This is a genomic window from Cohnella faecalis, assembly GCF_003570905.1.
Classification (GTDB): domain Bacteria; phylum Bacillota; class Bacilli; order Paenibacillales; family Paenibacillaceae; genus Cohnella; species Cohnella faecalis.
Genome location: NZ_QXJM01000025.1, coordinates 26,455 through 39,243, shown reverse-complemented (window position 1 = coordinate 39,243; position 12,789 = coordinate 26,455). Strand labels below are relative to the sequence as shown.

7 protein-coding genes are annotated in these 12,789 nt (G+C 55.4%); 5 read left to right on the top strand and 2 right to left on the bottom strand.

Features of this window, described 5'->3' with window-relative positions:
* Both D3H35_RS05490 and D3H35_RS05485 read left to right on the top strand, forming a co-directional pair.
* Nucleotides 1-1,176, top strand: coding sequence for a phosphopentomutase (locus D3H35_RS05490; protein ID WP_119148131.1), 1,176 nt, complete (start codon nt 1-3; stop codon nt 1,174-1,176).
* Between the two features lie 26 nt (nt 1,177-1,202).
* Nucleotides 1,203-2,027, top strand: coding sequence for a purine-nucleoside phosphorylase (locus D3H35_RS05485; protein ID WP_119148130.1), 825 nt, complete (start codon nt 1,203-1,205; stop codon nt 2,025-2,027).
* A gap of 71 nt (nt 2,028-2,098) precedes the next feature.
* Here the strand turns inward: D3H35_RS05485 and D3H35_RS05480 are convergent, their stop codons facing one another.
* Entirely contained in the window at nt 2,099-3,850 is a 1,752-nt protein-coding gene (locus D3H35_RS05480; protein WP_119148129.1) for a SulP family inorganic anion transporter, read from the bottom strand.
* Nucleotides 3,851-3,937: 87 nt separating this feature from the next.
* A complete protein-coding gene (locus D3H35_RS05475) occupies nt 3,938-4,267 on the bottom strand; it encodes an ArsR/SmtB family transcription factor (RefSeq protein ID WP_119148128.1) in 330 nt (109 codons plus the stop codon).
* Nucleotides 4,268-4,401: 134 nt separating this feature from the next.
* Here D3H35_RS05475 and D3H35_RS05470 point away from each other — a divergent pair, with 134 nt between their 5' ends.
* Genes D3H35_RS05470 through D3H35_RS05460 form a run of 3 tightly spaced genes read left to right on the top strand, consistent with a single transcriptional unit; the run spans nt 4,402 to nt 11,952 of the window.
* Nucleotides 4,402-7,650 (top strand): DEAD/DEAH box helicase, encoded by a 3,249-nt coding sequence (locus D3H35_RS05470; protein ID WP_119148127.1) that lies wholly within the window; start codon nt 4,402-4,404, stop codon nt 7,648-7,650.
* Nucleotides 7,651-7,691: 41 nt separating this feature from the next.
* Nucleotides 7,692-10,811, top strand: coding sequence for an ATP-binding protein (locus D3H35_RS05465; RefSeq protein ID WP_119148126.1), 3,120 nt, complete (start codon nt 7,692-7,694; stop codon nt 10,809-10,811).
* A gap of 13 nt (nt 10,812-10,824) precedes the next feature.
* Entirely contained in the window at nt 10,825-11,952 is a 1,128-nt protein-coding gene (locus D3H35_RS05460) for a response regulator (protein WP_158593962.1), read from the top strand.
* Nucleotides 11,953-12,789 lie beyond the last annotated feature (837 nt).

Here is a 12,789-nt window from a genome sequence, read left to right as displayed (position 1 = left end):
ATGACATTTGATCGAATAGCGGTTATCGTGCTCGACAGCGTCGGCATCGGCGAGCTTCCGGATGCGGCGGATTACGGAGACGCGGGCTCTCACACGCTCGGCCATATCGTCGAGCGCGTGTCCGCTGTCGAGCTCCCGAATATGCGGCGGCTCGGCCTCGCCAATATCGCAAAACTCGGCTCTTGGGAGCCGGAAGCGGCGCCAATCGGGCACTATGGCAAAATGGCGGAAGTGTCCGCAGGCAAAGATACGATGACCGGCCACTGGGAGCTGATGGGCTTGCGCATCGAGACGCCGTTCCGTACGTTCGAGAACGGATTCCCGGCCGAACTGATCGCCGCGTTCGAAGAAGAGACGGGACGTTCCGTCATCGGGAACAAGGTCGCTTCCGGCACGGAAATATTGGACGAGCTCGGGGAAGAGCAGTTGAACAGCGGTGCGTGGATCGTCTACACGTCGGCCGACAGCGTGTTTCAAATCGCAGCCAACGAAGATATTATTCCGCTGGAGGAGCTGTACGACGCCTGCCGCATCGCCCGTCGTCTGACAATGAAGGAGGAATGGTCGGTCGGCCGGGTAATTGCCCGCCCGTTCGTCGGCAAGCCCGGCTCCTTCAAGAGAACGCCGAACCGGCACGACTACGCAGTCAAGCCGCCGCTTCCTACCGTCATGAACGAGCTGAAGAACGAAGGGCTCGATGTCGTTGCCATCGGGAAAATCAACGATATTTTCAGCGGGGAAGGCATTACGAAGGCTGTTCCGACGAAGAGCAATGCCCACGGCATAGAAGAGACGATTGCGGCGCTGAAGACGCCGTTTCGCGGCTTCCTGTTCACGAACCTCGTCGATTTCGACTCGCTGTTCGGGCACCGCCGCGATCCGGAAGGGTATGCCGGGGCGCTCGTCGAATTCGATCAAGCGCTGCCGAAGCTCATGGACACTCTCGGCGAAAGGGATCTGCTCGTCGTAACGGCCGATCACGGCAACGATCCGACCCATCCGGGAACGGACCATACTCGCGAATACGTTCCGCTGCTTCTATACAGTCCGGCTTTTCGCGAGCCCGGCGACATCGGCACGAAAGCGACATTCGCCGATCTGGCGGCGACGATTGCGGACAATTTCGGAGCGGCTTTCCGGACGCACGGCCGCAGCTTTTTGGACCAACTAAACTAATTAACCTTACAGGGAGAGAGTAACTAATGGCTGTCATTACGAAAGCAATTATCGACGAGGCGGCGGCGTACATCGCGTCGCGAACGAAAGTGAAACCGGAGATCGGACTCATTCTCGGCTCCGGCCTGGGCGTAATCGGCGACGAGCTGGAAGATGCCGTAACGCTGCCTTACGAAGAAATTCCGCATTTTCCGGTATCGACCGTCGAAGGACACGCGGGGGAGCTCGTGCTCGGCAAGCTGCAAGGACGCAGCGTAGCGCTCATGCGCGGCCGGTTTCATATGTACGAAGGCTACGAGCCCGAGCGGACCGCGCTGCCGGTTCGCGTCATGAAGGCGCTCGGCGTCGGCACTCTGCTCGTCACGAACGCGGCCGGCGGCGTCAATCTCGGCTATGAGCCGGGCGATCTTATGGTCATCTCCGACCACATCAACCTGACCGGACGGAATCCTCTCGTAGGCCCGAACGACAACGCGCTGGGCGTGCGCTTCCCCGATATGTCGGAGGCGTACAGCAAGCGTCTTCGCGCCATCGCGAAGGAGACAGCGGCTTCGCTCGGCTTTGAATTGCGCGAAGGCGTATACGTCGGCTTGCTCGGACCGAACTACGAGACGCCGGCCGAAATCCGCATGCTGCGCACGCTTGGCATTGACGCAGTCGGCATGTCGACCGTATCCGAAGTCATCGTCGCCCGCCACTCCGGCCTTGAAGTCATCGGCATCTCCTGTATCAGCAACATGGCCGCCGGCATTCTCGACCAGCCGCTGTCTCACGAAGAAGTGATGGAGACTTCGGAGAAAGTGAAAGACCGCTTCATTTCGCTCGTGTTGGCTCTTCTTCCGCAGCTGTAGCCGTTCTATCTCATTCAAAAAATAAGGCGTCCCCATTCAAGCTCGCAATAGCTTGAATGGGGACGCCTTTTCTATTTTTGGAGCTGTGTTTGCAAAGGGGGAATGCCGCCATCTTTGACAGCGGATAAATGGGCGCATTCACGAAAAGCGAATCGTTGGCAGCCTAGGCATGCGTTAACGTCCAAATGAGCGATCGCGCATTGAATCGCATCTCCGGTATGCTCGAAAAACCAACGTTCTCCGATTTTTTCCAGCAACCCGGTTTTTTTCATAATGTCTAGCGGTTGAGGTTGGACTCCAGAGAGGAGAATTTGTCCGCCGGACTTTTCGAGCTCTTCGACCAAGCTGGCCATAATGGCTTCTCCCGACGCATCCATGAACGGTACTTTCGACATTCGCAGCAGCAAGATCCCCGGTTTTTTCCGGATCGCATCGAGGACCGCGTGCTCAAACCGATTCGTCGTGCCGAAAAACAGCGAACCTTCAATCGTATAGATGCTGATTTGGGGGCAATCGCGTCCTTCGGTTACCATATAGGACTTAACTTTCTCATGTCTGGCACTCCGGTCGGGCAACACTTTCGCTACGGTTACGCTTTGGCTCATGCGCCATACGAATAAAAGGACGGACAGAACGAGTCCCGCTTCGACCGCAACGGTCAAGTTCGTAAAAACGGTTAGCGCGAAGGTCAGAACAAGAACGACGGAATCGCCCGTTTTTGTGTTGAGAATATGCATAAACAGCTTTCGTTCGCTCATGTTCCATGCGACCGCCATTAAGATGGGCGCCATACTGGCAAGAGGAATATCGGAAGCGAGCGGAGCGAACAGAAGGAGCACCAATAAAACGACGATCCCATGAACAATTCCGGATAAGGGGGATACCGCGCCGCTTTTGATGTTGGCAGCGGTACGCGCAATGGCGCCCGTTGCCGGTATTCCTCCGAATAATGGCGCAATTACATTCGCGATGCCTTGACCGACGAGTTCCCGGTTGCTGTTATGGCGGGTTCCGGACATTCCGTCGGCCACTAGAGCCGACAGCAACGATTCGATACCGCCTAGCAAGGCGATTATGACTGCGGGTCGGAGAAGCGCAAGGATGCGATCCCAGGTCAGTTCCGGAAAATGAAAGCCGGGCAAAGAGCTCGAAATGGAGCCGAAGGATGAGCCGATCGTTGCAACTTGCCCATCGAACAGCAAGGATGCAGCGACAGTGGAGACGATGAGCCCGGCCAACGTTCCAGGCACCTTCGGCCACCGTTTCGACGCGTACAGGATAATCGCCAGGCATATGCCGCCCGTCACGATACTGTAGATGTTCGCGGTTGCCAGACGCATCCCGATTTCTTTCATATTGAGCAAAAAGCTTTCATGCTTCTCGATATCGCGGAGACCTAGGAAGTTACCGATTTGCCCGGTAAAAATGATGACGGAAATGCCTGAGGTAAAACCGATCGTAACCGGACGGGGAATGTACTTGATCAGCGTTCCAACCTTTAACATCCCCATCAGAATAAGGAGAAATCCGGCCATAAAACCGGCAATCAACAGATTCTCGTATCCATACTGAATGACGATGGCAAGCAGGATGGGGATAAAGGCGCCAGTGGGACCGCCGATTTGGAATTTGGAGCCTCCGCACATCGAGATAAGAATACCGGCTATGATGGTCGTATAAATGCCATACTCGGGCTTTACACCGGAGGCAATAGCGAACGCCATTCCAAGAGGAATGGCGATAATGCCGACGATTAGGCCGGAGACCATATCTTTCCGAATCGCTGAAGGCGTATATCCTTCGAACCTTCCCGTCCACTTCATCCAGCTTGACCTTCTTTTATTCATATATTTGATTATTTGAATATATACGAAATAATACTCCCGTTATCGGGGAACTGTCAACGCTTCCTAGGGTTCGTTTCGGATCGTTTCCAGCAGAGAAATGGCATCTACCAGGTGGTTATCGAATATTTGCTTGGCAACGGTCAATAATTCTTTAATCAATGGATCCCGCAACGAATAGATGACCGAGGTTCCGTCTTTAATGCCGTATACCACGTTTTTATTTCTCAGCACGGCCAGCTGCTGCGAGACGGCGGATCCTTCGGATCCAACAATCGATTGCAGCTCGTTTACATTTTTGTCTCCTTCGCTTAGCGCTTCGAGAATACGAATTCTCATCGGATGCGCCAATGCTTTGAAGAAGTCGGCTTTGAATTGCTGGATATCGTGTTTCAAAGATGAGGGCTCCTTCATTTTCGAACTTTTGAACGTATGAATATCATAGCATAACGGACGGGAAAGCGGCTGTTATGATCCGTTATGGTATAATGGAGGTTATCTGTTATTTGCGCGCAAAGGGTGGAAATGCGATGACCGAACCGCTTACGCTCGACGCCATACGGTCGTTGTGCGGGGACCTTGCTTTCAAGCGAGGCCAATCCTATTACAAGCAAAAACGCGTAACCCGCGTGGAGCGGGACCCGGACAGCAGGCTGTTCGACGCCGTCGTCATAGCCGAAGCCAGATTCAAGGTTCACCTGGAGCTCGACGACGGAGACGTTACCCACATGTCGTGCGAATGCGCGGATTTCGCGGAGAGCGGAACCGCCTGCAAGCATATCGCCGCCGTTCTCTGCCATATTCAAGGCATGCACCGCGGGCAGGCCGATCGGGCGGACGGCCCGTTCATTACGAACGAGCACTTGTTTCGCGCCCGCAATCTGATTTCGATATTCGATCGTCCCCTGCCGGTTAGCGGCGGCGACGAAGACGTTTCCGACATTCGCTTCGACGAGCCGGAGCGTTTGACCGTCGAGTTCACGTGCAGCGCGCTGGAGCTTGGCCGCAAAACGTCGTTCGCGGTAGAGATGAAGCTGGGCGTCAAACGCCTTTACATTATAAATAAAATAAAAGACCTCCTCCGTCATTGGGACAACGGGACGCAGATGGAGCTGGCGAAATTGTTCACGTTCGATCCGTCGGCACAGACTTTTTCCGAAGAGGATCGGGAGGTCATCGAGCTGCTGTCGGACATCGCCCGCAACGAGACGGCGTTTCGCGACGCCTATATGACCTATTCTTATTCCCGAACGCTTAACGAGGACAGGGTGCTGTTCATCCCCCCGTACGCATGGAGCAAGCTTCTTCCCAAGCTTATTGCGGCAAAAGCGAAATTCGTCCACGGCAAAATGACCTACGAAGCATTGGAGCTTAAGGACGAGCAGGTGCCGCTTTCATTTCGATTCGGCCATCCGACTCCGGACGTCTATGAGCTGTCCGTCACCGGATTGGAGCATGTAACCGTTATGGACACGTATTCTTGCGTTCTGATCGGCAGCTCGCTTTACCGCATCCATCCTTCGACAGTCAAGCAGCTCGGTGAGCTGAAAAGCATGTTTTTCCGTTCCAACGAGCATCATGTGCTCATTTCTCCGGCGCATCTCGAGCTATTTCTGTCGCGTGTCGTGCCCGGACTCAAGCAGCTCGGCGAGGTCGACTTTTCTCCGGAGCTGTCCGATCGGATCGTCACGTCGCCGCTTCAAGCCAAGCTCTACTTGGACCGTAACGGGGATCAGCTATGGGCGACGCTCGAATACGCTTACGGAGAAGTCAAGCTGGACCCGTTCGCCACGAAGAACGGCAAGCCCGTACGCGCCGACCGCATTTTGCTGCGCGACGGCGACAAGGAGAACCGGATCATGTCGCTCATGGAGCAAATTCCGTTTCAATACAACGGCAAAGTGCTTCATCTGGACGACGAAGAAGATATTTACCATTTTCTGTTCCATACGTTGCCCCAATTGGAGCGTTGGACCGAAATATACGCGACGCCGGAAGCCCGGAGCATGATGCGGGAATCGGTTCGCCCTCCGAAAATGACGGTCGATCTCGATTCGAGAACCGACTGGCTTGAAGTTCGCTTCGATATGGACGGCATTGATGACGGCGACATCCGCGACGTTCTGAAGTCGCTCGTCGAGAAGAAGTCGTATTTTCGTCTGTCGGACGGACGGTTTCTATCTTTGGAGGATGAAGGGTTCTCGCGCATAGGCCAGCTGCTGGCGGATATGAATCTTCAAGCGTCCGACGTGAAGGACCGCTATTTGCAGCTTTCCATCGCCCGCGGCTTGACCTTCCTCGATGCGGACGAAAGGCAGCAAGGGCTGAGGCTGGGACAGCGGTTCCGCGAATTTCTCGCGAATATTCGCCATCCGGACCAGCTGCAATTCGACGTGCCCGAATCTCTCGATCCGATTATGCGGGATTATCAAAAGCTCGGCTTCCAGTGGATGAAGACGTTGGCGAACTATCGGTTTGGCGGCATATTGGCGGACGACATGGGGCTCGGGAAGACGCTTCAAGGAATTGCCTTCATCCTGTCGGAGCTTGAAGCGAGCCGTGAAGCCGGCACTCCCGCCCTCATCGTATGCCCGGCTTCGCTCACCTACAACTGGCAGAACGAGCTGAAAAAGTTCGCGCCCGGCATACGCAGCTCCGTTATGTCCGGCGACAAGTCTACGCGTGAAGGGCTGCTGGCGGAACTGGCCGATACCGATGTGCTCATTACGTCCTACCCGCTGCTTCGCCGGGACGCGTCGGAATATGCGGACCGCCGGTTCGGCGTTCTCATTCTTGACGAGGCGCAGGCGATCAAAAATCATTCCACGCTAACGGCGCAGTCGGTTCAGGAGCTGAAAGCGAAAATAAGATTCGCGCTTACAGGAACTCCGGTCGAAAATAGGCTGGAAGAGCTGTGGGCGATATTTGACGCGGTATTTCCGGAGCTGTTCTGGAGCAAGCGGCGCTTCAACGAGCTTACGCCCGAGCAGGTCGCCCGCAAGGCGGGACCGTTTATTTTGCGCAGGCTGAAATCCGACGTGCTGACCGAGCTTCCGGACAAGATCGAGACGGTTCAATCGTCGGAGCTGCTTCCCGAGCAGAAAAAGCTTTATTTGGCTTACTTGGCGAAGCTGCAGGAGGATACCGTCCGGCGTCTTCGGGAGGAAGGACTGCACAAGAGCCGGATGCACATTCTCGCGGGGATGACTCGTCTGAGGCAGCTGTGCTGTCATCCCGCGATGTTTCTTGAGAACTACGACGGCGAGTCCGGCAAGCTGGAGCAATTGCTCGAAATCGTCGACGAGTGCCGGAGCGCAGGCAAGCGGATGCTCGTGTTCTCCCAGTTCACCCAAATGCTCGGAATTATTCGCGGCGAGCTGGAGAAAAGGGACGTTCCCTTTTTCTACTTGGACGGCCAGACTCCTGCCCGCGAGCGGGTTGAGCTTTGCGCCCGGTTTAACGAGGGAGAGCAGGATTTGTTCCTTATCTCGCTGAAGGCGGGGGGGACCGGCCTTAACTTGACGGGGGCGGACACCGTCGTGTTGTTCGATTTATGGTGGAATCCCGCCGTCGAGCAGCAGGCGGCAGACCGGGCGCACCGGATCGGACAAAAAAATGTCGTGCAAGTGATCCGGATGGTGACGCAAGGGACGATCGAGGAGAAGATGTACGAGCTGCAGGAGCGCAAACGGAATTTGATCGACGCGGTCATCAAGCCGGGCGAGGAAACGCTTGCTTCCATGGACGAGGACGATATTCGCGAGCTGCTGATGATCTGAGGTAGAGGAAATTGACGGTTTATGTCGAATAAAAATACACTATGAAGTCAACACGAACGCTTTTTCTTTACGCAGCTGTTTTTTTCATTGTTCTTGTCGGTATTCGGGTCGCCTGGATCGTCTTTGAGCAGCCGCCGGCAGGCTATCCTTCCGCCGTTCGAGGTCAATTGGATTTGCGCGGAATGGGGAATTTCGGCAACAAAACGATATCGTTGAAGGGCGAATGGGAGTTTTATCCGAACCGTCTCCTCATGCAGACAACCGATCGCTCTTACGAATCGGGCGAAGGCAACGGTTTTATTCAAGTGCCGGGCAATTGGGGATCGTCCTTGTCGCCGAACAGCAAATCGAATCTAGGCTACGGCTCCTACCGGTTAAAGATTCTAGTTGACCGGGACGACGCGCGCCAATATGGGATACGGATTCTGGGAATCGCGGCTTCGTCCGGACTTTACGTGAACGGACATTTTGCCGCAGGCTCAGGCCGGCCGGCCGAGACGAAGCAGCAGTACAAAGCCGTTAACTCGACGTATTCCGCAACTTTCTCGCCCGTGAACGGCGAAATCGAAATCGTTATTCAAGCCGCCAATTTTGACAACAGTCAGTCCGGCGGCATTGTGAAAACCGTCAAGTTCGGTACGGAGAGCGCAATTTTGAAGGATGAGCGCTTTTCAATCGCCATGCAATTTCTGGTGTTCGTCGTGCTGGCGATGCATGCGCTGTACGCTTTGATCATTTACACGGTCGGGACGCGGCAGAGGGTGCTGCTTTCGTTCGGTTTGCTCGTGTTCAGCGCTATGGTTATGGTGCTGACCGACGACGACAAATTGCTGCAAAACTGGTTTAGCGTGAGCCGGGAATGGATGATCAAGCTTCAGTTTCTGTCCCTGGTCGGGGTCGGATTTTTCATCCTGAGGTTTGCGAAGGAGCTCATTCCCGAATTCATGTTTGTGCGGGCGTACCGCATTATGCAGACGGTGAACGCAGTAGCAGCGACGTTGCTGTTGTTTTCGTCGGAATCCTTCGCGCTGTCGGCGGGAATCGGTGTGTTTTGCATTTTACTGCTGTCCATATCGCTCTTTGTTGCGCTTGCGATTCGAATGATGCTGTCCGGAGTGGAGAATGCCGTCTTTTTATTGTGCGGAGCTTTCGCCGTCCAATTAAGCTGCATCGGAGGATTGGTCAAGAGCTTCGGATGGTTCGAAGCGGGCTTTTACCCGGTCGATTTGCTCGTCGCTTTTCTCGCAGCCGCATCGTTCTGGTTCAGGCGTTATATCCAAGCAGCTGCGCAAACAGCCGTGCTATCCGAGAAGCTGCAAATGGAAGACAAGCGCAAAGACGATTTTTTGGCGAACGTTTCTCATGAGCTGCGCAATCCGCTTCACGGCATTCTTAATATCGCCCAGACGGTTTTGGAGAGCGAGCAAAGCGTGATCGGGGAGAAGAACGCTCAGAAGCTGGAGCTCCTTATGACGGTAGGCCGCCGAATGACGTTCATGCTGAACGATTTGCTCGATTTGACGCTGCTTAAGGAGCAAGGAATCCGGCTGCATTTGAAATCGCTGCAGGTTCAGACGGTGGCTACAGGCGTCATTGACATGCTCCGTTTCATGACAGAGGGCAAGCCGATCCGGTTCGAAAATCGCATTCCGAGCACGTTCCCGATGGTGAAGGCCGACGAAAGCAGGCTTATTCAAATTTTGTTCAATCTTCTGCACAACGCGGTGAAGTATACGAACGAAGGAGTCATTACCGTCAGGGCGCTCTCGGAAGGCGGTAAAGCGACCTTTTTCGTCGAGGATACCGGCGTCGGGATGACGGACGGGCAACAGGAAAAAATATTCGAGCCTTACGAGCAGGTCGCCTCGGGACTAACGGCGGTCGGCAACGGCATCGGACTCGGACTAAGCATTTGCAAGCAGCTTGTGGAGCTTCACGGCGGGACGATAAACGTTTATTCCGTCGTGGGCGAAGGTTCCTCCTTTTTCTTCACATTGGAGCTGTCCGGCGAACAGCTGGAGCACGAGGATACGCACGTTCGAACGGGGCGGACGGACGCGGAGGAAGACGCTCAGAAGCTGCTCGCGGCTGCTGACGGAGAGCATCGCGATCCGGCATGGAAGCCTATGTTCGCTGCCGTCGGCAGCGGGCCGAAAATTTTGATCGTAGACGACGATTCGGTTAATCGAATCGTTCTATCGAATATTCTCGCTGCGGAAGGCTGCGAGATCGCTACGGTCAGCAGCGGCAAGGAAGCGCTGGCCGTCCTCGATTCGCGGGAATGGGATTTGATTATCGCCGACGTAATGATGCCGATAATGTCCGGTTACGAGCTTACTCGAATTATTCGGGAGAGATTTTCGGTATCGGAGCTGCCGATTTTGCTGTTGACGGCGCGCAGCCGGCCGGAAGATGTTCAGACGGGCTTTTTGTCCGGAGCGAACGATCATATTACGAAGCCGATGGAGGCAAAGGAGCTGCGTTCGCGAGTGCGTGCGTTGACCGAGCTGAAGCATTCGGTTCAGGATCGGCTGCGGATGGAAGCCGCGTGGCTGCAAGCGCAGATCAAGCCGCACTTTTTGTTCAACACGCTGAACTCGGTTGCCGCTCTGGGAGATTTCGATACGACGCGGATGCGAAGCTTGCTAGATGCGTTCGGCCGATATTTGAAGGCGAGCTTCGATTTCCGCAATTCCGAACGGCTCGTTCCTCTCGATCAAGAGCTTCAACTTGTGCGTTCCTATCTGTATATCGAGAAGGAGCGTTTCCAGGACAGGCTGCACGTCCGTTGGGAGGTTGACGACAATCTGAGGTTGTCCATACCGCCCCTTACGATCCAGCCCTTAGTAGAGAATGCGGTCAGGCACGGCATATTGAGGCGCTCTCATGGCGGCGAGGTGCGGATCCGAATTGCGTGTATAGAAGAAGGCGCCGAAATTGCGATTTTCGACGATGGGGTTGGCATGGACCCGGATACCGCCAAGCAATTGCTTGAGGGGCGTCCGGTGCCGGGCGCCGGAATCGGCCTGCGCAATGCAGATCGAAGGCTGAAACAAATTTACGGTAAAGGGTTGCGCATAATGAGCCGTCCGGGTCAAGGCACAACCGTATCTTTTCTCATTCGAAAAACGGTGTCGGTTTCGCGTCTGGATGGCGAGTGAAGGAGGTGCGGGGATGAATGCGATATTGCTCGACGATGAGCCTTTGGCGCTTAGAAGCTTGGCTTTTCAGTTAAACCGGTTCGAGGATATGAACATACTTGGCACGTTCTCTTTTCCGGCGGACGCGATTGTTGCCGCTGAGAAGCTGCGGCCTGACGTCGCTTTTATCGATATCGACATGCCTGACATGAACGGCATTCAAGTCGCGGAGAAGCTTCAAGACATCGACGATTCGATGGTTATCGTATTCGTTACCGCTTACGAGGAATATGCAGTCAAGGCGTTCGAATTGAATGCCCTCGATTACGTGCTTAAGCCGGTACAGCCTTCTCGGCTGGAACGAACGGTGCAGAGGCTGCTCGAAGACAACAGGCTTCATAAGGAATCCCGGGCAGTCAAAGAAGATACGAAAGCGGAGCGGGTAATCGTCCATTGCGCCGGGAGCATGAACGTCATCGGCCGGGACGGAGAACCGCTGCCTTGGCGAACGGCCAAATCGCGCGAATTGTTCGCTTATCTCGTCTTCAAGCGCGGACAGCCGGTACGGAAGGAAACGCTGCTTGAATTACTGTGGCCCGATACGGACGAGAAAAAAGGCTTCACGCAAATGTACACGACGATATACAGGCTGCGCAAAACGTTCGATGCGGCCGGCCTCAGCATACGTCTGCTCAACAGCGGGGACGGGTATTGGCTGAGAATCGAGGATCTCGCCGTCGATCTGCTGGAATGGGAGGAGGCCATCGCCCAACTTCCGGCACTATCGGCCGAATCGGCTGATGCTTATCAGTGGCAGCTCGACTATTATCCGGGCGATTATTTGGATGAGCACGATTACGTATGGTCGGAAGGGGAGCGCCAACGTCTGCGAAGCTTGTGCTATCGGCAGGCAGTGCAGCTTGGCCGCTTCTGGACAAGCCAAGGCTTCGGCAAAAAAGCGGCCGATACGTACGAGAGATTGCAGCGGCAATTTCCGTTCGCGGAGGAAATTTACGAAGCTTTGATCGAACTGTATGCGAATGAAGGCCACTATTCGCTGGCTCAGCGGCAATACGAGCTTCTGTCCGACATGATGCGATCGGAATACGATTCCGAGCCCTCGGAGGAAGCGAAAAAGATATACTCGCGCATTCGTTCTTGAATGGACGATGGACGAATCGCTCGCAGCACCTTAATGATAAGGCCATAACAATTAGCGCAGGCTGATTGTTATGGCCTTATCTTGTAACTTAGCCCGCTAAGAGTAGGCTAATCCGCCGAAGGGAAGCGCCCCGTACCAAGTAGCCCGCTCAGAGCGGGCTATTTCGCCGATGGGAAGCGCCCCGAACCAAGTAGCCCGCTCAGAGCGTGCTATTCCGCCGATGGGAAGCGCCCCGAACCAAGTAGCCCGCTCAGAGCGTGTTATTCCGCCGATGGGAAGCGTCCCGAACCAAGTAGCCCGCCCAGAACAGGCTAATCCGCCGATGGGAAGCGCGCCGGACCAAGTAGCCCGCTCAGAACAGGCTAATCCGCGCCGATGGAAGCGCCCCGAACCAAGTAGCCCGCCCAGAACAGGCTAATCCGCGCCGATGGAAGCGCCCCGAACCAAGTAGCCCGCTAAGAGTAGGCTAATCCGCCGATGGGAGGCGCCCCGTGCCAAGTAGCCCGCTCGGAGCAGGCTAATCCATCGATGGGAAGCACCCCGAACCAAGTAGCCCGCTCAGAGCGTGCTATTCCGCCGATGGGAAGCGCGCCGTACCAAGTAGCCCGCTCAGAGCGGGCTATTCCGCCGATGGGAAGCACCCCGAACCAAGTAGCCCGCCCAGAACAGGCTAATTCGCCGATGGGAAGCGCCCCGAACCAATTAGCCCGCTCAGAGTAGGCTAATCCGCCGATGGGAGGCGCCCCGTGCCAAGTAGCCCGCTCGGAGCGGGCTATTTCGCCGATGGGAAGCGCCCCGTACCGAGTAGCCCGCTCAGAGCGTGCTATTCCGCCGATG